The sequence below is a fragment of the Streptococcus parasanguinis genome (assembly GCF_016648925.1).
GTDB lineage: Bacteria > Bacillota > Bacilli > Lactobacillales > Streptococcaceae > Streptococcus.
The window spans coordinates 21,647-45,636 of sequence record NZ_JACLQX010000005.1 but is presented as its reverse complement, the minus strand read 5'-3'; the positions used below and the strand labels follow the sequence as shown (position 1 = coordinate 45,636).

22 protein-coding genes are annotated in these 23,990 nt (G+C 43.5%); 4 read left to right on the top strand and 18 right to left on the bottom strand.

Annotated elements, in window-relative coordinates:
* Positions 1 to 7: 7 nt before the first annotated feature.
* The 5 genes from H7T97_RS02915 to H7T97_RS02895 form a co-directional block, all read right to left on the bottom strand.
* Positions 8 to 1,822, bottom strand: a complete 1,815-nt coding sequence (locus H7T97_RS02915) for a restriction endonuclease subunit S (protein WP_201089330.1) — start codon at positions 1,820 to 1,822, stop codon at positions 8 to 10.
* On the bottom strand, positions 1,819 to 3,390 hold the full coding sequence (locus tag H7T97_RS02910) for a type I restriction-modification system subunit M (protein ID WP_201089329.1): 1,572 nt from the start codon (positions 3,388 to 3,390) through the stop codon (positions 1,819 to 1,821). The genes H7T97_RS02915 and H7T97_RS02910 overlap by 4 nt, the downstream gene beginning before the upstream one ends.
* A gap of 117 nt (positions 3,391 to 3,507) precedes the next feature.
* Positions 3,508 to 3,873 carry a TIGR02328 family protein gene (locus tag H7T97_RS02905; RefSeq protein ID WP_201089327.1) on the bottom strand — a complete coding sequence of 122 codons (366 nt, stop codon included), beginning with the start codon at positions 3,871 to 3,873 and terminating at the stop codon, positions 3,508 to 3,510.
* Positions 3,874 to 4,251: a YbgA family protein gene (locus H7T97_RS02900; protein ID WP_201089325.1), complete on the bottom strand. Its 378-nt coding sequence runs from the start codon at positions 4,249 to 4,251 to the stop codon at positions 3,874 to 3,876.
* Between the two features lie 107 nt (positions 4,252 to 4,358).
* Positions 4,359 to 4,616, bottom strand: coding sequence for a SemiSWEET family transporter (locus tag H7T97_RS02895; RefSeq protein WP_003006102.1), 258 nt, complete (start codon positions 4,614 to 4,616; stop codon positions 4,359 to 4,361).
* A 288-nt stretch (positions 4,617 to 4,904) separates the two neighbouring features.
* On the opposite strand from H7T97_RS02895, the gene H7T97_RS02890 reads away from it, so the two are divergent.
* On the top strand, positions 4,905 to 5,168 hold the full coding sequence (locus H7T97_RS02890; protein WP_003012241.1) for a SemiSWEET family transporter: 264 nt from the start codon (positions 4,905 to 4,907) through the stop codon (positions 5,166 to 5,168).
* Positions 5,169 to 5,536: 368 nt separating this feature from the next.
* Here H7T97_RS02890 and H7T97_RS02885 read toward each other — a convergent pair whose 3' ends face one another.
* From H7T97_RS02885 to H7T97_RS02870, 5 genes are all read right to left on the bottom strand, one after another.
* Positions 5,537 to 7,522, bottom strand: a complete 1,986-nt coding sequence (locus H7T97_RS02885; protein WP_201089323.1) for an FtsX-like permease family protein — start codon at positions 7,520 to 7,522, stop codon at positions 5,537 to 5,539.
* Positions 7,523 to 8,281, bottom strand: a complete 759-nt coding sequence (locus H7T97_RS02880) for an ABC transporter ATP-binding protein (protein ID WP_201089321.1) — start codon at positions 8,279 to 8,281, stop codon at positions 7,523 to 7,525.
* A gap of 15 nt (positions 8,282 to 8,296) precedes the next feature.
* On the bottom strand, positions 8,297 to 8,425 hold the full coding sequence (locus H7T97_RS10270; RefSeq protein WP_260314053.1) for a hypothetical protein: 129 nt from the start codon (positions 8,423 to 8,425) through the stop codon (positions 8,297 to 8,299).
* A gap of 115 nt (positions 8,426 to 8,540) precedes the next feature.
* On the bottom strand, positions 8,541 to 9,515 hold the full coding sequence (locus H7T97_RS02875) for a sensor histidine kinase (RefSeq protein WP_201089319.1): 975 nt from the start codon (positions 9,513 to 9,515) through the stop codon (positions 8,541 to 8,543).
* Complete coding sequence (locus H7T97_RS02870) at positions 9,508 to 10,185, bottom strand: response regulator transcription factor (RefSeq protein ID WP_004219907.1); 678 nt, start codon at positions 10,183 to 10,185, stop codon at positions 9,508 to 9,510. The genes H7T97_RS02875 and H7T97_RS02870 overlap by 8 nt, the downstream gene beginning before the upstream one ends.
* 168 nt (positions 10,186 to 10,353) lie before the next feature.
* Between H7T97_RS02870 and H7T97_RS02865 the strand changes: the two genes are divergently transcribed.
* Positions 10,354 to 11,538 carry a DUF2974 domain-containing protein gene (locus H7T97_RS02865; RefSeq protein ID WP_201089317.1) on the top strand — a complete coding sequence of 395 codons (1,185 nt, stop codon included), beginning with the start codon at positions 10,354 to 10,356 and terminating at the stop codon, positions 11,536 to 11,538.
* 87 nt (positions 11,539 to 11,625) lie between these two features.
* Here H7T97_RS02865 and H7T97_RS02860 read toward each other — a convergent pair whose 3' ends face one another.
* The 3 genes from H7T97_RS02860 to H7T97_RS02850 all read right to left on the bottom strand — a co-directional run bounded on the left by H7T97_RS02860 (position 11,626) and on the right by H7T97_RS02850 (position 17,274).
* A complete protein-coding gene (locus H7T97_RS02860; RefSeq protein WP_201089315.1) occupies positions 11,626 to 14,874 on the bottom strand; it encodes a pneumococcal-type histidine triad protein in 3,249 nt (1,082 codons plus the stop codon).
* Between the two features lie 7 nt (positions 14,875 to 14,881).
* The gene (locus tag H7T97_RS02855) at positions 14,882 to 15,817 is read right to left on the bottom strand and encodes a metal ABC transporter solute-binding protein, Zn/Mn family (protein WP_201089313.1); all 936 of its coding nucleotides are present in this window, start codon (positions 15,815 to 15,817) and stop codon (positions 14,882 to 14,884) included.
* A gap of 194 nt (positions 15,818 to 16,011) precedes the next feature.
* Entirely contained in the window at positions 16,012 to 17,274 is a 1,263-nt protein-coding gene (locus H7T97_RS02850) for a DUF6287 domain-containing protein (RefSeq protein WP_201089311.1), read from the bottom strand.
* Between the two features lie 248 nt (positions 17,275 to 17,522).
* Between H7T97_RS02850 and H7T97_RS02845 the strand changes: the two genes are divergently transcribed.
* On the top strand, positions 17,523 to 18,044 hold the full coding sequence (locus tag H7T97_RS02845; protein ID WP_031576062.1) for a DUF2975 domain-containing protein: 522 nt from the start codon (positions 17,523 to 17,525) through the stop codon (positions 18,042 to 18,044).
* Positions 18,045 to 18,054: 10 nt separating this feature from the next.
* The gene (locus H7T97_RS02840; RefSeq protein WP_003006064.1) at positions 18,055 to 18,261 is read left to right on the top strand and encodes a helix-turn-helix domain-containing protein; all 207 of its coding nucleotides are present in this window, start codon (positions 18,055 to 18,057) and stop codon (positions 18,259 to 18,261) included.
* Positions 18,262 to 18,765: 504 nt separating this feature from the next.
* On the opposite strand, the gene metG is transcribed toward H7T97_RS02840, so the two are convergent.
* The 5 genes from metG to H7T97_RS02815 all read right to left on the bottom strand — a co-directional run bounded on the left by metG (position 18,766) and on the right by H7T97_RS02815 (position 23,972).
* Complete coding sequence (gene metG, locus H7T97_RS02835) at positions 18,766 to 20,757, bottom strand: methionine--tRNA ligase (protein ID WP_031576065.1); 1,992 nt, start codon at positions 20,755 to 20,757, stop codon at positions 18,766 to 18,768.
* A gap of 214 nt (positions 20,758 to 20,971) precedes the next feature.
* Positions 20,972 to 21,664 carry a phosphoglycerate mutase gene (locus H7T97_RS02830; protein WP_003012031.1) on the bottom strand — a complete coding sequence of 231 codons (693 nt, stop codon included), beginning with the start codon at positions 21,662 to 21,664 and terminating at the stop codon, positions 20,972 to 20,974.
* A gap of 144 nt (positions 21,665 to 21,808) precedes the next feature.
* Positions 21,809 to 22,255: a Fur family transcriptional regulator gene (locus H7T97_RS02825; protein ID WP_201089309.1), complete on the bottom strand. Its 447-nt coding sequence runs from the start codon at positions 22,253 to 22,255 to the stop codon at positions 21,809 to 21,811.
* A gap of 497 nt (positions 22,256 to 22,752) precedes the next feature.
* Positions 22,753 to 23,028 carry an HU family DNA-binding protein gene (locus H7T97_RS02820; protein WP_003006038.1) on the bottom strand — a complete coding sequence of 92 codons (276 nt, stop codon included), beginning with the start codon at positions 23,026 to 23,028 and terminating at the stop codon, positions 22,753 to 22,755.
* A 110-nt stretch (positions 23,029 to 23,138) separates the two neighbouring features.
* The gene (locus tag H7T97_RS02815; protein WP_061455309.1) at positions 23,139 to 23,972 is read right to left on the bottom strand and encodes a DegV family protein; all 834 of its coding nucleotides are present in this window, start codon (positions 23,970 to 23,972) and stop codon (positions 23,139 to 23,141) included.
* Between the last annotated feature and the right edge of the window lie 18 nt (positions 23,973 to 23,990).

The window sequence follows — 23,990 nt, the reverse complement described above, 5'->3', positions numbered from 1 at the left end:
AAAGACTTTATCTAGTAAAGTTTAATAATTGTTCTCGCCAGTATTCATACTGTTTCTGTCTTAGTTCGATTTCTTTTGGGAGGCCCTCAGAAAGAGAGTTAGTTAAAGTGTTGAAACGGTCAAGAATGGAGACAATTCTTTCTTGTTCTGTAATGGATGGAACTACAATTTGAAATTTTTCCATATCCTTCGAATTGATTCTAACAACTTTTGTCCCAGTCACTTTTCTTTCCTTTTGAGATTGAAACGAAATCGATCTTAGCCAATAATTCAAGTACCGTGAATTTTGACTTGTACGAATGATATAACTATCTCCAGAAATTCCAATCTCTTCTTTTCCTTCCCAAACAATTGCTTTCCCGACATCTTCAACATTCTCAGATGTAGTTGCCATTACCAAATCATTTGGTTGGGCTTTTTTTAACTTTTTAAACACCATTTCACTAGTTTTGGAGAAAGTGTAAACTACTGTAAAATCATATTTAGTGTAAATTTGTCCATAGTGGATAACAGATCTTCCAGCTTGGGTAAAATCTTTCTTCTGAAGACCATTTCCTCTTACAAATTCACAAATACTACCCAACTCCACTCGAATTGGTCCAAATACCCAATTTAAGAGCCTAATGATGTCTTGTCTGTACTGTACTGTACTGTCAGTGTACTCGCCTTCGGCGACGAATGTCAAGAGTTTTTCTCGGAAATATTCGTACTGTTTTTGACGCAGTTCAATCTCCTTAGGCAGTCCGATATTTAAGTCGTTACAAACCATATCAAAGTTGTCCAGAACTTGAACAATACGAGACTGGATTTCTAGAGAAGGTATTGGGATTTTTACATTTTTCAAACTATTCGCATTAAACTGGGGCTGACCTGCCTTTGAAACCAAATTATTAGCCTGTTTCCAGTACAATTCACTCTTTGAAAAGTGCCAATAGTATCTCGAATTCAATTTATCTGATGGAGTAATTTTTATTAAGAAAGAGGCATACGCGCTAGTTTCATCAGTATCAATAAATAGAGTTTTACCATATGTAGCACCCGTTCTAGCCATCAATAAGTCACCATGTTTTACTAGATAGTTTCTAGATTCTTCGGTTAAAGAAATATATTTTTTATCATTCGACTTGAGATAGCCATTTTCATCAATATCAGTAATTCGAATAAATCTAATATCTCCCGTCTCTTTTGCTTTATCAGTATATCCATAATTAAATTTAGCTACTTCCCCTAGCGTCTTCCACTCAACCTGATAAACTTCATCTTCAAATGATAAGAGTTTATCTCGATAAAAAGAATATTGCTTTTTACGTGAGGTCAATTCTGAGGTCAATTCTGAGGTCAATTCTGTAACATACTCTGTCATTTTGTCAAGTATTTGCACGATTTTTTCTTGAATTTTTATAGGAGGGACGGGAATTAATAGTTTAGTTAATTTATCAGATTTTAACGCAGGTATACCGGCGCCGTGTTGAAAATCCATAAGATATTTTTGATTCATTTTTAAAAAATGATATACAAATCTATTTTCCACTTGAGTTTCATCGGGAAGTATATAATAGCAGTGAGCATTAGCCCAAAATTTAGTCTCTACAAAATTGACAAAACCTGCAGAAGCACCACCTTGACTTACAATAATTGTATTAGCTTCGACATTGTAATCATTAGTTCTTCCTGAATAAGTTTGTCCTCCATTATACGCAGGATATAATCCATCATCTATCAACAGATTCTTGTTTAACTGCTTACCTTTATTAACAGAACAAACTACCCCCAACTCTTTCCACTCAACGGGGCAGTTTTGGATTTCTTCTAGGATGTTCATGATTTACCTCCTAGTTCCTCTACAATTTTATCTATCTCTGCACGCAAGTGGTCAATCTTAGCAACAGTCTCAGCGATTTCTTTATTAAGCACATCAATATCAATCTTCTCACGTGTATCTTCTTGCTCAACATAGGTTGAGACAGATAGGTTGTAATCCTGCTCCGAACCAATCACTTCATTATCAACAAGAGTTGCTTTATAGTCAATACTTTGATAATTAATGAATAACTCAACGATATGATCGATATTGTCATCCGTCAAGACATTGTTATTGGTTTCTTTTTTGAACTCCTTACTCGCATCGATAAAGAGGGTTTTATTTTCTAGTTTATTCTTCGCTAGAACCAAAATTGTCGTTGCGATAGAGGTTCCAAAAAAGAGATTATCTGGAAGGGCAATCACTGCTTCAACAAAGTTGTTATCTACTAGATACTGACGAATAGTCTTTTCAGCGCCACCACGATAGAAAATACCCGGGAAACAAACAATGGCTGCTCGACCTCTGTTAGACAAGTGGTTGAGACTATGCATGATAAAGGCAAAGTCAGCTTTTGACTTAGGAGCTAGTTTCCCTGCTGGTGCAAAACGGTCATCGTTTATGAGAGTTGGGTCTCCATCTCCCACCCATTTGACAGAGTAAGGAGGGTTCGAAACAATAGCATCAAACGGTTTTTCATCTAAATGCTGAGGATTTAATAGGGTGTCTCCTCGCTTAATATCAAAGTTATTGTAGTTGATGTTGTGCAAGAACATGTTCATACGAGCCAAGTTATAGTTGGTCATATTAATTTCTTGACCAAAGAAACCATCCTCTAAGATATGGTCTTCGTATTGCTTTTTCATCTGTAACAAGAGCGAACCTGACCCACATGTTGGATCGTAAACCTTGTTAATCTTGTCCTTACCAACCATTACCAAACGAGCAAGTAATTTAGACACTGTCTGAGGAGTGAAAAATTCACCACCACTTTTCCCAGCATTACTTGCATAGTTTGAAATCAAGAACTCATAGGCATCCCCAAAGGCATCAATATCATTTTCCTCAAAATTGCCGAAGTTAATACTATTGATACCATTAAGAATATCAGAAAGACGTTTATTTTTTTCTGGAACAGTACCACCAAGGATGTTACTTCGTGTGTCCAAATTATCAAATAATCCTTTGATATCATCCTCTGATTTAAACCCAATTGCTGACTTCTCAATATCTTGGAAAATATTGGCTAAGTCCTCGTTTAAATTTTTATTTTGTGAAGCGTTCTTAACGACATTTTCAAATAACTGACTAGGAAGAATAAAGAAACCTTTATCTTCAACTGTCCCTGGTTTGAAATCTCGCTCAGCTTCTTGGTCACTCAAATCGGCATATCGGAATTCTAAATCTCCAGCTTCATGCTCAGCGTGATCAAAATAGTCAGCCATATGCTCTGAAATAAAACGATAGAATAGAATTCCTAGTATGTACTGCTTGAAATCCCAACCGTCAACAGCCCCACGAACATCGTCCGCAATCGCCCAAATTTTACGGTGCAGCTCCTTGCGCTCTGCATTTTCTTTATTTGCCATTTTTACTTTCCTTAATTAATCTATTATCCTTTCTATTTTATCATATTTTAGATACTAAAAACCATTCGTAATAATTGATTACGAATGGTTTAGCTTACATTTTTACTTAATCAATGATTAGTCTAGTTGGATCCCTTTTTCTGCTAGATTGTCCAGGCATTCTTGAAGGTAAGTATCCCTGTGCTCGGGATAGATGGGGGTGTTCAAGGCTTCCTCTTCCAGCTCTGGATAGGCTGGGCAGGTCTTGCCTCGGTAGGTTGGCTCCCACCACTCTGGGCTGACCTTGTAGCCACGAGCGGTCATCTCCTCCATGATCAGGCGGTGATAGGCATAGAGGCGATAAGGTGAGTAGTCAAAGACATAGTTGACCGTCGCGTGCTTCTTGCCCCAGCCATTACCCCTTAGGGCGCAGCATTCCCGGTGTTGGCCCAGGAGCTGGGGACGAGGGAGTTTGGGAATCAAGTCTTGGTGCCAGAGTCTCATCTATTGACCTCCTAGTAGCGTCGAGTCTTGTAAGTAGCGATTGGGGTAGCGCTCAAGGAGAGTCTGGATTCCCTTGATCAGATCTTCTTGGCTAGCTTGACCATGCTGGTATTTCTCAAGTAGCAGCATGAAGTCCGACTTTTCCTCAGGAGTCGCCTGCTTTTTGAAATAGCCCCAGATATGCTGAAAGGCATTGGAGACCTGGTCACGATTTTCCGGCAAGGCCAGCGCTTGCTGGATTAGATCCTCGACGTGGCTGACCTCTACCTGGTCTTGCTTGAGGTACTCCCGGATTTCCTTGTAGAGATTACTGGAACGACTCAGCACCAGGTATTTATTTTTCGCCCATAGGACTTGACAGTGATGTTTTTGATCCACTCTTGTCTCCTTTTGATCTTCTCTATGAATAGTCCTCCCATTATACCATGGAAATGAGTGAAGTCATAAAAAAAGAAGCCAGACTTTTGTCCAGCTTTTTTAATTAATTACAAGGCTGTGATGGCTGTGATCAAACCAAAGATGATCCCTGGTGCATTGGCTGCAGCAAGTGGAATATCGCGTTCTTTTTTGAAGAGTCCGTAGTAAACCCAAAGGCTACAGTTGATGGCTGCGACAAGGGGTTGAACAAAGTTCCCTTTGTGACCTGCGAGGTTATCCATGATTTGTGGGAAGTAAGACACATACATCATAACAGACATAAAGGTCGCAACCCAACCAAGAATTTTCATTTGTTTTTCATTCATTTTGAAACTACCATTTCCTTTTCTTTTTTTAAAGTATGCACTATTCTACCTTTTGTCCTTTACAAATTCAAGTCTTTTTTTCAAATGTTACCGAACTGTAAAGTGTCACAATCTTGTGATTTTGCAGGAAGATGGATTTCTTTTCGAGAGAGTCTTCTCTCTAGTTGCCATTTTTTTGACACATTGTCTAATTTTGTGCGAATGTAATCATTTTCATCTTGCATAGCATGCAAATTAATTGCATTTTCTTCCTACTTATGCTATTTTGATACACAGAGGTAAAATTTTATGAATAAACAAAAAATCAACCAAATCGTTGGCTCGATCGGTGCCTTTATTGGGATTATCGTTTTCATTGCCTACATCCCACAAATTATTGCTAATTTACAGGGAAATAAGGCCCAACCTTTCCAACCCTTGTCAGCTGCTATTTCTTGCTTGATTTGGGTCATTTATGGTTGGACAAAGGAACCTAAAAAAGACTGGATTTTGATCATTCCGAATTCGGCAGGTGTCATCCTAGGGGGATTGACTTTCCTTACATCACTTTAATAGAAAGTGAACAAAGACTGAACTCTACGGGTTCAGTCTTTTTTGTGTATCCCTTTGAAAAACAAAAACAATCGCAGTCGGTTTTCGTACAAAAAAGCCCGCTATGAGCGAGCTTAAAAAAATTGACAATTCTTTTCTTTGAATAACCTATGCTGGATTATTGTGCAAAAATATCCAAATAATATCTGATTATTATTAGAGTATATTGAAACTTTCCGCTGTGAGAAAAGTGCCTGAAATAATTATGTTTCAGGCACTCGGAATTATTGAGACCTTAGGCTCAATAATTAGTCATGGAACTTCTTCGAAGTTCGCTGACGTCCGTACTCACCTAAGGAAAGTTTCTAATTTAATTTGAGTTTCTTTTCTTAAATCTGCACAATCTTACGATAGCTCCGAGAGGTGATCCAAAAGACGATTAGGTAGGTGATGAAAAAGACGGCACAGACACTGAGGGTCACGATGAGGACTTGGCTACTATTGATGACACCGAGCACTTTAAGGATCAGGCGGATCATATGGTAGGCAAAGGCCAGGTGGACAAAGGCAAAGATGAGGGGGAGGAAGAAGACAGTCCGCACTTGACGGTTGATGGTCCGTTTGACCTCATCTTCATCAAGCCCTACCTTTTGGAGGATGACGAAGCGGTCACGGTCTTCATAGCCTTCTGAGATTTGCTTGTAGTAGATAACGATGACGGTTCCGACCATAAAGATCAATGACAAGAAAATACCGATAAAGAAGATGCCGCCAAAGAGGCTATTCAACTCTGCCACATCATTGGCTCGGTTGCCTCCATAGATAAATGTTCCTTGGGCCTGTTGGCTACTCAATTCATCGATCATCTTGTCATAGCTGGCTGCCAGCTTGAGTTGCTGGTCTTCGTCAACATTGACATTGAAGCCACCGTAAATATTGGTATTGATGGCAAGATCCGGAAACTGAGCGACAAAGGCTGAAAGGTCTGGCACGATCAGGTAATTGAAATCCTCCGTCAGCATATTGAACTGATTTGGCACATGATCCGTGATAAAATCCTTGCTCACTTCTTCCTTGACTTGGAAGTCTTGCCCATTGATAGTGAACTGCTTTTGCCCTGTCAGAGCCTTGTTATGAGCAAAGAGGATGACTTGGTTACCGGTCAGATCGACCTTTTCTCCGGTCATTTGTTCATAGCTAGCTGCATCAAAGACCATAAAGACAGTTTTGGGAGTGACGTTGCGTTCATCAGCTGGATAGACGGTGAAATCCGTACCCTTTTGTGATTTAACTCCAAAGTTGGCATAGGTCATCAGGTCACGATTTTTGATCTCAAGATGATGCTCAGAGGCAAATTCATCAAATTTCTGGTTGATTTGCTCTAGGTCTACCCCTTTTCCTTGGACAGAGAAATCATGAGGAGACATGATCTTCTTGATCGTTTCACCACCGATATAGATGTTGGTCGCAGCAGAAATGGTTACCAATACCATGGTCGAGAGGATGGCAATGGTCGCAAGCCCCACTGCATTTTTCTTCATACGATAGATGAGATTAGAGACCGAGATCATGTTGTTGGGTTGGTAATAATAACTCTTCTTTTTCTTAAGCAGATGCAAGAAGACGGTGATCCCAGCATTAAAGAGCAGGTAGGTCCCGATCATGACCAAGATAACGGCTAGAAAGAAGGTCACAAGCGCAATGATAGGGTCTTTGACAGACACAGCTAGGTAGTAGCCAAAACCGAGAGAGGCTAAGCCAAGGATGGTTTGGGGCCACAAGAAGCGGGCTTTCTTTTCACCACTAGCCTTCTCACGCGTCAACTGCAGGGCATTCAAACGGAGAATGCGCCAAGCATTGAGAAAAACCAGGAGGCCAAAGATGAGACCAAAGGTGACAAAGACCAAAACCACAATCCCAGGTTGGAAGGTGGATACTAGCTGGACCTTCATCTTCATGAGTTTCAAGAGAAAGGCAAAGATCAACTTGTCAAAGAGAGCTCCGATCAAGACTCCGGCTGAGATGGTTAGAAAGCCAAAAAGCAAGAGTTCCTTGAAAATCATGCTGATGAGATGGCGTTTCTCAAGGCCCAGCATGCTGTAGATTCCCAGCTCCTTGGAGCGGTTTTTCATGACGAAGCTATTGGCATAAAGCACGATGATGGCCCCCGCGACATTGACCACGAAGAATCCCAAGCTGAGGGTGAACACTATAGAAGAGCCCCCTCGAAGCTCGGAAATGCGAGGATTAAAGGTCAGGGAGTCAAAGAGATAGGCGATGGTCACTGCGAGAATGACCGCAATAGCAAAGGGATAATAGAGCTTGCGGTTCTTGATCAGATTAGAGCAAGCTAATTTAGTGGTTAATCGTAACATCTACTCCACCTCACTTGCCATGACCGTCAAGGTATCCGAGATTTCTTGGAACATCTGACGCTCTGTCTTTTCCCCGCGGAAGATCTGGTTGTAGAGAATTCCGTCTTTGATAAAGAGCACGCGCTTGGCCCGAGCTGCCGCTGCAGTTGAGTGGGTCACCATGAGAATGGTTTGCCCCATGGTGTTGATATCTTCAAAGACATCTAGCAATGCTGCCGAAGACTTAGAATCCAGCGCCCCTGTTGGCTCATCCGCAAGGAGGATTTCTGGAGAGGTAATGATGGCCCGTGTTACAGCCACCCGTTGCTTTTGCCCACCAGAAATTTCGTAGGGATATTTCTCAAGGAGTTGGTGAATGCCCAATTCCCGACTGACGCTATCGACCTTGCTCATCATTTCCTTGACCGGTCTGCGAGAAAGGACTAGAGGCAAGAGGATATTGTCCTTGACAGACAAGGTATCGAGCAGGTTGAAATCTTGAAAGACGAATCCTAGTTTTTCTCGGCGGAAGCTGGACGCATCCTTGTTCTTGATGGTTGAGGTGTCCGTGCCATTTAGGTAGACCCGCCCTTCCGTCGGCTGATCCAGCATGGCTAGGATGTTGAGGAGGGTGGATTTCCCGGATCCTGATTCCCCCATGATGGCGACATATTCGCCCTTCTCAACGGTAAAATGGATATCCTTTAAGGCTTCGACCTGCGTTCCTTGAAAGCGGGTTTTGTAGATCTTTTTGATATGTTGAACATCTAGTAATGACATACTTTTCTCCTTTTACTAGTAGATCAAGAAAAATTCTTGGGTTTGTTGCAGGACTTGGAGACCAAATTCCGTCTTTTCCAGATCGGTTTGGTTATTTGTTTTCTCAGTCTTTTTGGGTTGTTTCATCCATTTCAAGAGTTTCATTTTCTTGACCTCCTTCATTTGATGAAACTATTGTATAAAAAATAAAAGGCGGCTACCATAACCTAACCTTTCATTTTGACCTTTATTTCTTACATTTTTGTAAGATGGGGAAATCCTAATCCATGACCAACTTCTTTTCTTCAAAGCGAATAGCGACGGTCGTGCCTTGGCCGACCTCTGAATGGAGGGTGATCCTGTGGCCCAATTGCTCTGCGATTTTCTTAGATAGATAGAGGCCCAGCCCTGAAGATTGCTGGGTCAGGTGGCCATTGTAGCCGGAGAAGCCCCGCTCAAAGACACGGAGGACATCGCTATTTTTGATCCCAATCCCGCTATCTTTTATATAGAGAGTCTGGTCTTTAAAATAGATTTCAATCCCACCTGTGCTGGTGTACTTGAGGCTATTGGACAAGAGCTGCTCGATGATGACCAGGAGCCACTTGCGATCGGTGATGACCTCCTCTTCCAAATCATGCAGATCCACGGTCAAGTTCTTTTGGATAAAAAAGAGGGCATACTTGCGGACTACTTCTTTGACCAAGTCTTCTACCGACACGCGCTTTAAGACTAGATCATCATGAAAACTCTCCAGTCGCAGGTACTGCAATACCAGATTGGCATAGGAGTCAATCTTAAAGAGCTCCTGCTCCATCTGCTGCTTGACAATGGGCGTCTCGACATCTTGCACCAAGAGCTGGCTGGCCGCAATGGGCGTCTTAATCTGGTGAACCCAGAGGGTATAGTAATCCATCAGATCATTGAACTTGGCCTGGGCTGTCTTCCCTTCCTCCAAGCGCGCCTGCTGTTCTTCCGTGTATTTTTCATAAAGGAGGTGTTCCAGTGGTGAGGCAACCTCTATTTCCTCATAAAGTGCGGCTTTGCGGTAGTCCCGAAAGGTCATGGCGAAATCCCAGATCAAGACACAGAAGGCAAAAAAGCCTAGCACTAGGGTCGCATAGAGGAAAACCGTCCCTGTCTCTGGAAAGAGATAGGCAAAGACCAAATCGACGATCAAAAAGATGACCGATAGATAGAGTAGGCGCCTGCGGGATACCACATATTGCCAGAAGATCGTTCCAAATTTATTCATGGGTCAACCCGTAACCGATGCCTTTCTTGGTTTCGATGAAGTTTGACAAGCCAGCCTCCTCTAGTTTCTTGCGAAGGCGGGCCACATTGACAGACAAGGTATTGTCATCAATAAAGAAGTCGCTATTCCAGAGCTCCTTCATCATGTCATCGCGCGCCACGATACTGCCTGCATGCTCAAACAGGACGCGCAGGATCTGAAATTCATTCTTGGTCAGCTTGATGACTTCCCCTTCATACACCAAGTCCGTGGACTTGAGATTGAGGATGGCTCCCCGGTGCTCTAGCAGATTTTGATCTGTCCCAAATTCGTAAGAGCGACGCAAGAGTCCTTGGACCTTGGCAAGGAGGACATTTTGGTCAAAGGGCTTGGTGACAAAGTCATCTCCACCCATATTGATGGCCATGACAATATCCATGGCTTGATCCCGTGAAGAAAGAAACATGATCGGAACCTTTGAAACCTTACGAATCTCCTGGCACCAGTGGTAACCATTGTAGAGAGGCAGGCCAATATCCATGAGGATCAAGTGGGGGTCACTTTCGACAAAGATCCCGAGGACATCCATAAAATCCTCGACTGCGACCACTTCATAGCCCCATTGTTCCAATAATTGTTTGACCTGTTGGCGGATAATGTCATCGTCTTCGACTAAGAGAATTTTATGCATGGCTTTCTTTCCTTCCTTTTTCTTCTTCCTATTATAACAGATTAAGAAGCAGAGAAAAAGGCTGTTTCAGAGGGAAATAAGATCTCACTCCTACTGTCTTGATGGAAGGCGCTTTTTCTCCATCCATTTTTGTGCTATACTGAAAGAAATAAGACACGGGAGGCACAGATGTCAACTATTTTTGATTACCTAAAAGAAGTGACCTACGATTCCATATACGACCGTCCTTTCAATGAACTGGATGTCCTGGCACTGACAGAGCTGACCTATCTTCCTTTTGATCGGATCGTGCCCCAAGGGGATACGACCAATATTGAAGTCCGCTTATCTGATGCAGCAGAGCTAGTCGATCGAACCACCGATTTCATCGTGACAGACCAACACCTGCAATTAGTCGATGACTTAGCTAGTTCAAAGCGTTTTAAAAACATCAAACTCCTCAACTATGTCAACGAATATGACCCCGATGTTCAGAAGCAGTTTGCGGCCATGACCTATCATCTTACCATGAATGTTTATTTAGTTGTCTTCAGAGGGACGGATGACACCTTGATCGGCTGGAAGGAAGACTTCCACATGACCTATATGGATCATGTTCCAGCTCAGAGACGCGCAGCCAGCTACCTACAAAACGTCATGAAGGAATTTCCTAAAGGGCGCTTCTTAGTAGCCGGTCACTCCAAAGGGGGCAATCTGGCAACCTATGCCTGCACTTACCTGCCGGATTCCTTATTTGAACGAGTCGATGCCATCTACAGCTACGATGCTCCTGGCCTCAACAGGGCCATTATCGAGACTGAAGGCTACCAGCGGACGTCCCCAATCATTCGTCGCTTTGTCCCTCAAGGATCCATCGTCGGCATGATGCTAGAAGTCCCTGAGCCTGCTACGATTGTCAAAAGCCGAGCTTTTGGTGGCTTTGTCCAGCATGACGCTTTTACTTGGATGATTGAGAAAGATAAATTTGTGACCCTAGATCAAACCAGTCCTGACAGCCAGCAAACCGACGAGACCCTGAAGCAGTGGGTTCGCGAAACATCGGCGGATGAGCGCAAGAAGTTCTTTGATACCTTCTTCGGCCTCTTCTTGGATGCAGGCATTACTTCGATTAATGATTTGAGGAACTTGAAAAATTTCTCCAAGATTAAAGAGATCTTTCAAAATGCTCAAGACCTAGATCCTACAGAAAGGGAAATGCTAGAACGTCTAGCCAAGCAACTCCTCGATACCCGTGTCCAAGCTTGGAAAAAATGGCAGACGGTTCCTCGTATTCTGGTTCAAATGACTGCATTTTTCAAGCGAAAAAAAGCAGTCGAGTCCTCCTCACCTCTGCTCCTTGAGCACAAGGAGTGAGACTCAACAACTGAAAAAAAGACCACCTCTTCTATTCACTAGAACACAAAAATCATCTGAAATGTCTTTCAGATGATTTTCTATTTTCTATTGGTCCTGAGAAGATGGAGCATCTGGCGTGCCTTCTTCTATGGAAGCTGGGCTTGCAGGCTCTGTTTCTGTCTCAGTTGTGGCAGTGTTGTTCCCTGCTGAAGCTGCTGCTTCTGTTTCTACCGGAGTTTCTGTAGTGACAGGCGTTTCGACCGTGCTAGCTGGTTTCCCCGCTTCGCTTGCAGATGGCATTGCTGCTAACTCTGCCTGAAAGGCTTGGATAGCCTGTAGTAAGGCTGCCTTGTCACTCTTTGGATTAGCCAATTGGTCAAAGAGAGCTTCTAAGCGATCAAATACAGCATCACTAGCCCCCTTTTCCTGCAATTGTTGGTGAAGCGCCATCAATTGGTTATAGAGCTGTTGATAAAGGGCGACATCCCCAATCTGAGGCTCTTCTGTTTGCTTTTGTTTTTGCTTTTCAATGGTGTCACTGATTTCGCGTAACAGAGCTTGTCCACTTGCAATAGCCTTGTCTGGATCCGTCTCATTTCCAAGCTGAGCCAAACTTGCTTCAAAGGCAGTTCGTTTGGCCTGGTCTTCGACTTGTGGCAAGAGCGACTGGATTTGCTCTGAGAGGGCTGTCAGGATGCTGGTTCGTTGACGGGATTCTGTCGCCTTGTCCAACTCTCCATATAAGCCCTTGAGGAAATCATAGACCGCTAAGTTATAAGATGGAGCCTGACTTCCTTTTTGATCCAAAACTGTTTTTTCAATAGGATAGGTTTGGCCTTTTTCTTGAGAGAAGAGCTGGTCAATTGCCTGCTTGGTTTGGTAGAGTTCCATAAAGTGAGCCTTAGCATCCCAGGCCTCTTCAAAGGCTTGGGCCCGATAGAGTTTCAAAGCTAGATCTGCCGCCTTGGTGCGCAGTTCTGGTGTCAAGCGCGCGTCGCTCAAGCTTTGGTAGAAGTACTTGAGATAGTCGACCGATGTCACACCCGTCCGATCTTGCATCTCCTGAACAGCTTCTAATAGCTTCCCTTCCTGCTCTAAACGCTTGCTGTCCTTAGCAGCATAGGCTTCCTGCAGTTGTGAGACCAACCCTTCCTTCTTCAGTTGGAAGGCTTCTGTGTCTAGCAAGCGCACTTGTTCCAGCAATTCTTGGTAACGACGGTCCAAGGCTGTCTCTTCTTTTGGTTTGACCGCTTGGATCGCATGAATGTACTGCGCATCAACCTGTTTGAGACTGGCTAGATAGCCCTCTGTTGAGTTACTTGGGAAACTCTTGACATTTTCCAAGAAGTGACCCAAGATGAGCTCGATTCGTCTTTGTTGCAATGGATCAGAAGCATAGAGGCTGCGGCTTTCTGCTAAGAGCTGGTTAACCCTATCCTCTACGACTTTCTTGTCCAAGTCACCTTTTTTATAAGACGATTGGATGGTAGGAAGACGGTGAGCTAAGTAATCTGCTAGTCCTGCTGAGCGCACCTTGATGTAGTGGTTGTGATCGCCATGCGGGATGACAAACTGACCATTTTCAATCTGGAGGCTATAAGGAGAAATCCCTGAACGAAGCGCTGTTGCATAGAGTTCATTGATAAAGTCTAGTTCAGGATTGCCAGTTTCAAGTGGGATGCGGACATGTTCCTTCCGAACGGCATAAGGATGGATGTGGGTCGGATCGTATTCTTGGTCTGGATTGTTAAAGACAAAGAAACCATTGGAAATCTTAATGGCCTCGCGAGGGACACCGTAGGTCTTGCTAATGTATTGGATCTTTTCCTCATCTGAGGCATCACGAGAATAGGTGGCAACATCATCTGTCAGTGGCTGACCCTTGTCTTCTTCTTTCTTACCAGCTAGAGTTGCCTCCGCTGCTGCAATCTCTTGAGGAGAGAGGTCCTTTTTATAGAAATAATGGGCATGGTTGCCATGAGCGACCATATAGCCTTCCTCGTCCTTGCTGATGACCTTGTCTGCGTGGAAGCCATGGTCGTGCTCCTCTTCGTGCTCGTGACTGTCTCCATGCTCGTGGTCATGATCATGCTCATGATCAGGATCAACTGGTTTTGTGCTTGGATTTGAAGGCAAGCTTGGATTTCCTTCGGTTGGAATACCAGTTCCTTGAGCACGAAGCAATTGGAATTGCCGCGCCAACTCACGCTCTAAAGGAGATAGGGAGCTGTATGGGATAAAGTGGAAATGATCCCCATGAGGGTAGACAATCCCTTGATCGGTCCACTTGGTAATCTTGCTTGGATCAAAGACAGAACCGTCAGACTCCACATGACGAGAAGACAACGGGGCTTTCTGCAATTCTTCGATCAAGTTGCTCAGGCTTGGACTCGGTTTAGAGGTAGCCGGTTTAGACGTCGTCGGGGTTGTCTGTGTATTGGTTGGACTAGCTGAGGGCTGGTTGCCCACTTGCTTCCCAAGGCTTGGAGAGGCTTGATCTGAAGTTCCTTGCCCTTGTTCTGTACTTGCTCCAGCTAGGCGTGAGCTTCCAGCCTGATGGCCAGCTTGACCGCCTAAGACAGAGAGAGCTGCTGCTAACTCTCCAGCAGATAAGGCACTCTTTGGAATATAATGGTAATGGCCGCCATGGGGCACAATAAAGCCGTCCCCTGTATCTGAAATGACATCTCCAGGGCTAAAGACATAACCATCATCTGTACGGTATCCACCACCTGTATGGTTCTTAGCCGTCAGCATCTCTAGAGTCTTTCCTTCTTTCAGCGCTTGACTCGGTTGACGGAAGTCACGGGTCTTGCCTGCCTTGTGCGAGGAGCTCGCTTGCACTGATCCTGTCTCCCCTTCTTCTTTTGCGCCTCCTTTTTGCTGTTGAGCGATCTCTTCGATCGAGCGCACATTAACCGTATGTTGGGCATCCTTTAAGTAGAGATAGTATTTCCCAGCGCGTTTGATAATATAGCCATCCTTGACCTTGCTCACGATATCCGCTTCTTGCAGCTGATAAGTTGGATCCCGCAAAATCAACTCTTCACTAAAGATGGCATCAAATGGAACCTTGCCGCTGTAGTAATGAAAATGATCCCCATGAGAAGTGACAAAGCCTTCATCTGTAATCTTAATGACAATCTGCTCTGCCTGGGTCTTTTCCTTGGCATTGACCGCTTCGATGCTGTCTTCCTTTTTACTTGAGGCAGACGATGACGATTTCTTGTCAGCTTGCAAATACTGAATCTGATTCTTTTTCTCTTCCTTGACTTGTGGCTGCTGACTGAGCGCATAGGCACAGAGTCCTAGCCCCAAGGTCGCTACAATTCCAATCGTTCCCTTTTTCTTCATTCTTGATTTACTCCTCTAATTCCTTGGCTAAAGTCGCCATATTTTCTTCTAAATTTGCTAATAGATCCTTATCGTTTTGCGGATCAGCTTCTAGTGGATCCAAAACCTTGACACGCGCCCCTGTTGCCTTGGCGATACTATCTGCCACCTTTGACGACGTGTGCTTCTCTACGAAGATCGTTTTCACCTGATAATCTTTGACAAACTGCTGGATCTCCGCCAATTGCCGAGCGGTCGGTTCTTGCTCTGGGGAAATCCCTGCAATCCCTAACTGCTTGAGACCAAAGCGTTTGGCCAGATAGGAAAAGGCCGTATGCTGGGTCACAAAAGTCTTTTGCTTGGCCTTGTCAAAGAGAGGCTGGTAGTGGGCTACCAGTTCCTCACAGCGCTTTTCAAGCTTTTGAGCATTGGTCTGATAGAGCTCCTTGTTCTTTGGATCAATCTCTCCCAAGCGCTGGGCGATGATCTTTCCTTCCTCTGCGATTTTTACAGGATCCAACCAAGTATGCGGATCATACAAGTGCTTGGCTTCTTTTCCCTGACCAGCATCGACATCCTCTAATCCAGCCACCTTATCAAGGGTCATTCCTTGGCTGCCTTCGATCACTCGCAACTTGGAACCTTGAAGATTGGGATCTAAGCGACCGGCCCAAGATTCCAGGGTCTGAGAATGATAGACAAATACATCTGCATCATAGATCTGGGCCACTTCCTTGGTTGAGGGTTCATAATCATGGATCCCTGCACCTGACTGAACCATCCAGATGTCATTTTGATCGCCAGAGATTTCCTTGACCAGGGCATAGATAGGATAAAAACTCGTGACAATTTTAAGACCTTTTTTAGAAGGGGGCTTGCCTGCATTTCCTTGACTTCCACAAGCTGTCAGCAGAAAGAAACCGAGAAACAAGAGTCCCAGAACCTTCATTCTTCTCCTATTCATCCTTCACCTCTTTTTCATTTTCGTTAACTAGTTTATTAATCAGTTAATTAACTAGTTAATAATACTGCTAATCATTTGCTTTGTCAAGCCTTTTTTACATTTTTTTCCTTTTAATGCTAGGAACTAGCATTCTGCAAATAGATAGCTGCCTTTTAGACAGTAAAAAAGTTTGAGACAAAGCTGTCTCAAACTTTTTATTGACGGTAGAAATATTGATCAGCCGGGTAGTTGCCTGCAGATTGAGTAACCACTAGACGTGGCTTGCTGGTATCAGACTGGTCTCCATCTGGATTTTGGAAACCGATTTTCAGAAGTCCAATCGCAGCACCAGTCTCACCCATCTTCATCTCAACATAAGGGATCTTGCTCTTCTTATCCGAGTCCGCAACAGCCTTGAGGCTGCCTTGGCCCTTGACTTTTCCGTCTGCTTGGATGACGATTTCAGCTCCCTTGCCATTGCGCCAGGTTCCAGCTAAGCTTGAGAAATCGCCTCCGTTAATGGCCGCAATATCCAAGTCTTTCTCTTTTTTCGGTTGTGGGTAAGCTTTCCACCACTCTAGATGATAATCCCGAAAGGCCGCATCCCCAAAGAGAATCCGACGTTCTTGGGAAGCTACTCCATCAGGACCTGTCACACCTGCTGGGATCAAGTACAAGGTTTGCTCTTGCCCTTGGATCGCAGTCGCATTGGCCCCTGTGAAATAAACTTCATAATAGCCTTTTCGCTTCTTGGGCTCTTTTTCTTTATTGAGCAGGTAACTTGCCCGAGTGCCTCCGCTCCAGAAAGTCCAGCCAGCCTCACCATTTACAATGCTTGGAAAGGCGCTGGTCTTGTTTTGGTAATATTCTTCTGGAGTATAGCCATAAAGTTTAAAACCGGAATCTGCGATTTCCTTTTCATAGGTATCATTGGAATAAGCACCTTCAAACGGTGAGAGATTGCCATCAAGGACGACATCATTGGGATCTGTCGATTTGAAAAAATCCTCCCGATTGGCAAAGACCATCTCGTGGTCGGGATTTTTGTCAGTCATGGTGACCGTGATCAAAGGCTTCTTATCTGTCTTGTATTTGAAGACACGAACAGTGACTGTAAAGTCTGTATTACCATCGGACTTTTTCATCTTGCCAGTTGAAATTTTGTTAGCCCCTTCGGCCTTCCAGTCCGTGCTAAATTCAGCGGATACCTTGCCGTCAGCCGTTTGGTAATCGATCTTCCAAGCCTTGCCTTTTTTCTCGATTTTGGCTTCATCCCGTTCATTAGAGACATAGTCACCACTCAAGTCAATGGCTTTTTCCTTTGGCTTAGTGACCTTCTTGCTAGTCTGGTTAAATTCCTTTTGATGGTCTGGTTGGATGTTGGAGCTAGAGTAGAGATAGACTCCACCGATCAGAACAACTGCTCCGACCAGCCCCAAAATCGGCCCCAGGTATTTTTTCTTCCACTTAAGATTCATTTTACTACCTCCATGGAATAAGATCTTTACACTAGTATACCCTAAATCGAAAGTATAGTAAAATTCCCCTCTATGTAGTGGTTTTCCAGGCTTGAACTGACTAGTTTTAGTAGAAAATACCTGTTTTTCAAAAACAATATTTTGTTTATCATTATTTTTTTATCGTTTTTCGATACTTTTTTATTGACTAATTTTTTATAAGGAGTATACTATAAGTGAAAAATAAATAAACTTCAAGGAGGCTTGCGATGAAAAACTCAAAAACCTTAAAAAATGTCATTGAAGTCTTAACGGCTTTCATTTACTTCTGTGGCTTTATGACCGTGGCTGCATTGGTCATCCATCTGCTTTCCCGCATGGGCCTTTTCAAAGATCTCATTCAATCAGGTCGCTTGTCCTTTGATGCGAATGGCATCCAGCTCTTTCCCAAACATCCACAACCTCTCTGGCAGCTGCTCTTCCCACTAACCTCAAGCGCTATCTATATTTACCTTCTCATCACCATTCGCAGCTTCCTCCAAAATCTCTACCAAGAAAAGATCTTTTCTCACTCTAACATTGATCTTTGCAACCGAGCTTGGAAGATTCTCTTGGTCTTGTCCTTTATGTCTGGCACACTTGAAACCAGTGGAAATGCTTATCTCCTTCCCTTCACTTTCCAATTTACCTTTAACACAGGGCTTCTCCTTGCCGTTCCAATCGTCTGGGTCTCTGGCAAGATTTTAGAGAGAGGTATTGAGATTGCTGAAGAAAATGAGCTAACCATTTAAGGAGGGTGCCATGATTATCGTCAATCTAGATGTCATGCTGGCCAAGCGGAAAATGAAATCCAATGAGCTAGCCGATAAAATCGGCATCACGACAGCTAACCTCTCCATCCTCAAAACCGGCAAGGCCAAAGCCATCCGCTTCACTACCCTTGAAGCCATCTGCAAAGAACTCGACTGCCAGCCAGGAGATATCCTAGAATACCGGCCGGATGAATAGGGACTATATTTCGGAGACCTTCCTTAGGTGAGGACGGACGGTAGCGAATCCCTTTGGGATTCCATACCTAAGATTTGAGCCCTCTGTCTCAAATCTTCCGAGAGTCTGAAACGATACCGTTTCAGACTCTTTTCTCACTGCGGAAGTCTCCATTAACATTCATTACTAATAGGACTCATCTAACATTCTTATAAAATTCAATGATAGGAACTATATCGACACAAGAAAAGCACTCCCGCGGGAGTGCTTGAGAGAGTAGACAATCTGCTCTTCCTTACAAATCAAATAAATTCTATAAAAATCAAAAAATTTATTCGTTAGAATTATTCAATCATCTACTGAAACTTTCCACCGTGAGAAAAGTGCTAGAAACAATTGTGTTTCTAGCACTCGGGAGTTTTGGAACCTAGGGTCCAAAACTAAGTCATGGAACTTCTTCGAAGTTCGCTGACGTCCGTACTCACCTAAGGAAAGTTTTTTAGATGACTTTTCTTCATCTATCATTTAACCGATGATGCTTCCATTTGGTACAGATGGATCAACGGTTAGGACCGTTAATTGATCTCCGTGTTCTGCGGAAAGAATCATGCCTTGGCTAACGTATTTTTTCATCATCTTACGTGGTTTGAGGTTGGCCACGATTTGGAGTTTCTTGCCGACCAATTCTTGTTCATTTGGATAGAATTTTGCGATACCAGAGAGGATTTGACGGTCTTCGCCATCTCCTGCATCTAGGCGGAAGCGAAGCAGTTTGTCTGATCCTTCGACGCGTTCCACTTCTTTGACTTCTGCTACACGGATTTCAACCTTGTCAAAGTCTTCAAATTTGATCTCGTCTTTTTCAGACTTGAGTTCCACTTCTTCTGGAATCCATTCTTTTTCTTGTGGTTTTCCAGCAGTCATTTGAGATTGGATGTAGGCAATTTCTTCTTCCATGTCGAGACGTGGGAAGATTGGAGTTCCTTTGGCAACCACTGTGACATTTTCAGGGAAACCTGCTAGGGTCAAGTTTTCAAGATCGAAGTCCAAGCCCAAGCCAAGTTGTTCCATGATGGCATTTGAAGTGTTCATCATGAATGGTTGGATCAAATGAGCCACGACACGAAGACTAGCTGCCAAGTGAGCCATGACCGCTGCCAATTGTTCCTTGTCCCCATCTTCTTTGGCGAGAACCCAAGGCGCTGTCTCATCGATGTACTTGTTGGTCCGAGAGATGATGTTCCATACGGCTTCCAAAGCACGTGGGTAATCAACCGCATTCATTTGCTTGTGGTATTCAGCGATGTTTTCTTCAACCACCTTAGCCAAATCTGCATCAAATGCGGTAACATTTTCGACATAAGCAGGAACTTGACCACCAAAGTATTTATTGATCATGGCCACCGTCCGGTTAAGGAGGTTTCCAAGGTCATTGGCCAATTCATAGTTGATGCGAGCCACGTAGTCTTCTGGTGTGAAGGTCCCATCTGAACCAACTGGCAAACTGCGCATGAGGTAGTAACGAAGTGGATCCAAGCCAAAGCGTTCCACCAACATTTCTGGGTAGATGACATTTCCTTTAGACTTAGACATCTTACCGTCTTTCATGACAAACCAACCATGGGCAATCAAGCGTTCTGGCAATTTGATATCCAACATCATGAGAAGGATTGGCCAGTAGATGGAGTGGAAACGAAGGATGTCTTTTCCAACCATGTGGAAGACGGTTCCGTTCCAGAATTTGTCAAAGTTTTCATGATCTTCTTGACCATAACCAAGAGCTGTCACGTAGTTGAGAAGGGCATCAATCCATACATAGACCACGTGTTTTGGATTAGATGGAACTGGAACTCCCCAAGTAAAGGTTGTCCGAGATACCGCCAAATCTTCCAAACCTGGCTCGATGAAGTTTTTCAACATTTCATTGAGACGGCCATCTGGCGTGATGAAATCAGGTTGGGATTTGAAAAATTCAACCAAACGGTCTTGGTATTTGCTGAGGCGAAGGAAGTAAGATTCTTCAGAAACCCATTCTACTTCGTGGCCTGATGGGGCTACCCCACCGATAACCTTGCCATTCTCATCACGGTAAACCTCAGCCAATTGGCTTTCTGTAAAGAACTCTTCATCAGAGACTGAATACCAACCAGAGTACTCACCCAGATAGATATCGTCTTGCGCAAGCAAGCGTTCAAAGACTTGAGCCACCACTTTTTCATGGTAGTCGTCTGTCGTACGGATGAATTTATCATATGAGATATCGAGTAATTGCCAGAGTTCTTTCACTCCAACGGCCATCCCATCTACATAAGCTTGCGGCGTAATCCCAGCTTCTTCTGCTTTTTGCTGGATCTTTTGCCCATGCTCATCGAGACCAGTCAGGTAGAAAACATCGTAGTTCATCATGCGTTTGTAACGCGCCAAGACGTCACAGGCGATCGTTGTATAAGCTGAACCAATATGCAGTTTACCAGATGGGTAATAGATAGGGGTTGTGATGTAGAATGATTTTGTCATTTTCTTTTCCTTTCAGGGCTAATGGAACCCAATTTAGTAACACTCTATTATAACATTTTTAGGAGACCCTGAAAACCCAAAACCAGCTAGGATCTAAGGAAGACAAGCAAAAAAGCTGACCGAAGTCAGCTTTCTATGATTGATAACGAATCCCGTTATAATTGCCTCGATTTTGCGTTTTCAGGCTCGGAATAAAAATATCCACTGGATATTTTTATTTACCAAGATAGTATTCTTTTACAACGTTCAATTTTTCGTCAAATTCGAATACCAATGGTGGGAAGTTAGGGATTTCCACATCCATGATTTCGTCGTCTGACAATTGTTTGATGTGTTTTACAAGGGCACGGATTGAGTTACCGTGTGCTCCTACGAATACGTTTTTACCGTCTTTAAGAGCTGGAGCGATTTTATCTTCCCAGAATGGAAGGGCACGTTCCAAAGTAACTTTCAAGTTTTCAGCATCTGGAATCACTGAATCGTCAAGTGAAGCGTAACGACGGTCAGTGTGTGCTGAGTGTTCATCATCACGGTCCATTGCAGGAGGCAATACATCGTAAGAACGACGCCAAATGTGAACTTGTTCATCACCAAATTGTTCAGCAGCTTCTGCTTTGTTTTTACCAGTCAAACCACCGTAGTGACGTTCGTTCAAGCGCCATGATTTTTCAACTGGAACCCACAATTGGTCAGAAGCTTCAAGAGCCAAGTTAGTAGTTTTGATCGCACGTTTCAATACTGAAGTATAAGCTTGGTCAAATTCGATACCAGCTTCTTTGATCAATTTACCAGCGTCGATCGCTTGTTGTGTACCTTTTTCAGACAAATCAACATCAGCCCAACCAGTGAAAAGGTTAGCTTTGTTCCATTCAGACTCACCGTGGCGAGCAAAAACCAATTTTACCATTAGATGGATCTCCTTTTTATTCTCCGAGGTTTCCCCCGTTTATCTATTCTATTCTACTAGATTTTCAGTGAAAAATCTAGTGGCGACCATAGAAAAGCGCAATTTCTCACAAAAAAGAGCCTAACGGCTCTGGTTTCTCTAACATTAATTTTTCTGACAGTCGGGGCAAATGCCATAGACGGTCATCTGGGTTTTGGTGATCTGGTAGCCACTTTGACTGGCTGCTTCTTCGCGAAGATCTGGGACTTCAATGTCCACATCTGCGATACGACCACATTTTTCACATACCACATTCAAATGGTCATGCCCCATGAAATCAAAATAGGTCGTGGTATCATTGCGAACCTTGATCTCAGAGACAACTCCCTCATCAATTAAAACCTTGATATTGTTGTATACAGTTGCTAGACTCATGCTTGGAAACTGAGGCAATAAGTCGCGATAGATCTTCTCAGCGCTTGGATGTTCATGACTCGCCACTAAATAGGAAAGAACTGCTCTGCGAGTATCGGTTATCCGAATGCCCTTGGCACGCAAACTTTGCAAAACTTCTTCCACTCGCTCTTCTTCATGACGATGCAATGTGTTCACTATGATCCCCCCTTTCCAATTTGATTTAATCGATTCGTTACCCCTATTATAGCATGTTTCAAAATAAATCACTATTTAGAATGCTTTTAATTAAAAAAAATGTCCAGTGGACATTGATTCACGAGCTTGAAAACGGAAAAGCGAGGTTATGTCCAGTGGACATTGATTCACGAGCCTGAAAATGGAAGAGCAAAACCCCTGGGGGACATTGAGTCATTCACTAATGTCTCTATCCCCTCTCAGCCGATCCAACTGGTCATCCAGCGCACGGTTCCTAGGATCATTTTGACCACGAGGATCATAAAACAGAACTCCAGTACGAACCACAGCCCTTTCAGTAGATACAAAATAGGTCGGATAAACAACAAGGCAAAGAGTCCTAAAATGAATCGCATGGTCTCTTCTCTCTCTTTCTTTTTTCCTATTATACCCTTATCCTATAGAGCTGTCCAACAAAAAACCACCCTAGAAATCTAGGATGGCTTTTCAAAATGCAATTATTTAACTGCTTCTTTAAGAGCTTTACCAGCTTTGAATGCTGGAACTTTAGAAGCTGCGATTTTGATTTCTTTACCAGTTTGTGGGTTGCGACCTTTACGAGCTGCACGTTCACGAACTTCGAAGTTACCGAAACCGATCAATTGAACTTTTTCACCTTTTGAAAGGTATTCTGAAACTGCTGCGAATACAGCGTCAACAGCTGCTGCTGAATCTTTTTTAGTCAATTCTGTAGCTTCTGCCACTTTTGCGATCAAATCTTGTTTGTTAGCCATTTAACAAATCCTCCAATTTTTTTTAGGCTTTACGCCTTAACAGTACTATAATATCTAAAAAAAGCCTTTAGGTCAAGTACTAAACCTGTTTTTTCAAACATTTATTCAGCTTATTCGTAGCGTACCAAAACTGCAAATGCATTCTCACCTGTATGAGTTTGAATAATCGATCCAGTTTCGAGAACAGGGATTGCTTTTTCAACGAGAGATTGCAACTGAGCCTTCATTTCATTGGCCCACTCTGGTGTCCCTGCGTAAGAAATCCCGATCTCAGCCACCTTACTATGGGAAAGATTCTCTACCAATTCATCCAACCATTTCTTAAAGGTCTTGTTTCCACGTCCTTTGACGATTGGTTCCAACTGATGGTCCTTCATTTGCATCACCACACGGATGTTAAGAAGCGAGCTCAAAAGTCCGGTGACACGGCCAATCCGACCACCTTTAACTAGATTTTCCAAGGTAGATACGCCGATATACAACTCTGTCTTTTCTTTGACTTCTTCAATACGACCTAAAACGGTGTCTAGATCTGCTCCTTCTTTAGCCAACTTAGCTGCCTCAACCACTTGAAACTTCATGGCTTGGTCTGTAAAGCCACTATCAATCACAGTTACTTCTGCCCCTGATAAGGTTGCTCCTTGACGAGCCGCCTCTACGGTTCCTGACAAGGCATGAGACATATGAATTGAAACGATATGAGCTCCGTCTGCTGCTAACTTTTCATACACCTCCGCAAAGACTCCAACGGGTGGTTGGCTGGTCTTTGGAAGATTTTTACTAGACTGCATTAAGCGCAAGAAGTCCCCTTCACCCAACTCACTGTCGGAATAAAGGACTCCATCCACCATAACAGAAAGTGGCACAATGGTGATGCCATATTCTTCAACCACTTCAGGCTCAATTGTAATAGATGAGTCTGTAACTATTTTAATATTTGCCATATATTTCTATACTCTTCC

What these genes read in the sequence shown, in the direction of transcription:
- H7T97_RS02915 (WP_201089330.1), bottom strand. Translation starts at nt 1,822, where the DNA reads ATGAACATCCTAGAAGAAATCCAAAACTGCCCCGTTGAGTGGAAAGAG.
- H7T97_RS02910 (WP_201089329.1), bottom strand. Translation starts at nt 3,390, where the DNA reads ATGGCAAATAAAGAAAATGCAGAGCGCAAGGAGCTGCACCGTAAAATT.
- H7T97_RS02905 (WP_201089327.1), bottom strand. Translation starts at nt 3,873, where the DNA reads ATGAGACTCTGGCACCAAGACTTGATTCCCAAACTCCCTCGTCCCCAG.
- H7T97_RS02895 (WP_003006102.1), bottom strand. Translation starts at nt 4,616, where the DNA reads ATGAATGAAAAACAAATGAAAATTCTTGGTTGGGTTGCGACCTTTATG.
- H7T97_RS02890 (WP_003012241.1), top strand. Translation starts at nt 4,905, where the DNA reads ATGAATAAACAAAAAATCAACCAAATCGTTGGCTCGATCGGTGCCTTT.
- H7T97_RS02885 (WP_201089323.1), bottom strand. Translation starts at nt 7,522, where the DNA reads ATGTTACGATTAACCACTAAATTAGCTTGCTCTAATCTGATCAAGAAC.
- H7T97_RS02880 (WP_201089321.1), bottom strand. Translation starts at nt 8,281, where the DNA reads ATGTCATTACTAGATGTTCAACATATCAAAAAGATCTACAAAACCCGC.
- H7T97_RS10270 (WP_260314053.1), bottom strand. Translation starts at nt 8,425, where the DNA reads ATGAAACTCTTGAAATGGATGAAACAACCCAAAAAGACTGAGAAAACA.
- H7T97_RS02875 (WP_201089319.1), bottom strand. Translation starts at nt 9,515, where the DNA reads ATGAATAAATTTGGAACGATCTTCTGGCAATATGTGGTATCCCGCAGG.
- H7T97_RS02870 (WP_004219907.1), bottom strand. Translation starts at nt 10,185, where the DNA reads ATGCATAAAATTCTCTTAGTCGAAGACGATGACATTATCCGCCAACAG.
- H7T97_RS02865 (WP_201089317.1), top strand. Translation starts at nt 10,354, where the DNA reads ATGTCAACTATTTTTGATTACCTAAAAGAAGTGACCTACGATTCCATA.
- H7T97_RS02860 (WP_201089315.1), bottom strand. Translation starts at nt 14,874, where the DNA reads ATGAAGAAAAAGGGAACGATTGGAATTGTAGCGACCTTGGGGCTAGGA.
- H7T97_RS02855 (WP_201089313.1), bottom strand. Translation starts at nt 15,817, where the DNA reads ATGAATAGGAGAAGAATGAAGGTTCTGGGACTCTTGTTTCTCGGTTTC.
- H7T97_RS02850 (WP_201089311.1), bottom strand. Translation starts at nt 17,274, where the DNA reads ATGAATCTTAAGTGGAAGAAAAAATACCTGGGGCCGATTTTGGGGCTG.
- H7T97_RS02845 (WP_031576062.1), top strand. Translation starts at nt 17,523, where the DNA reads ATGAAAAACTCAAAAACCTTAAAAAATGTCATTGAAGTCTTAACGGCT.
- H7T97_RS02840 (WP_003006064.1), top strand. Translation starts at nt 18,055, where the DNA reads ATGATTATCGTCAATCTAGATGTCATGCTGGCCAAGCGGAAAATGAAA.
- metG (WP_031576065.1), bottom strand. Translation starts at nt 20,757, where the DNA reads ATGACAAAATCATTCTACATCACAACCCCTATCTATTACCCATCTGGT.
- H7T97_RS02830 (WP_003012031.1), bottom strand. Translation starts at nt 21,664, where the DNA reads ATGGTAAAATTGGTTTTTGCTCGCCACGGTGAGTCTGAATGGAACAAA.
- H7T97_RS02820 (WP_003006038.1), bottom strand. Translation starts at nt 23,028, where the DNA reads ATGGCTAACAAACAAGATTTGATCGCAAAAGTGGCAGAAGCTACAGAA.
- H7T97_RS02815 (WP_061455309.1), bottom strand. Translation starts at nt 23,972, where the DNA reads ATGGCAAATATTAAAATAGTTACAGACTCATCTATTACAATTGAGCCT.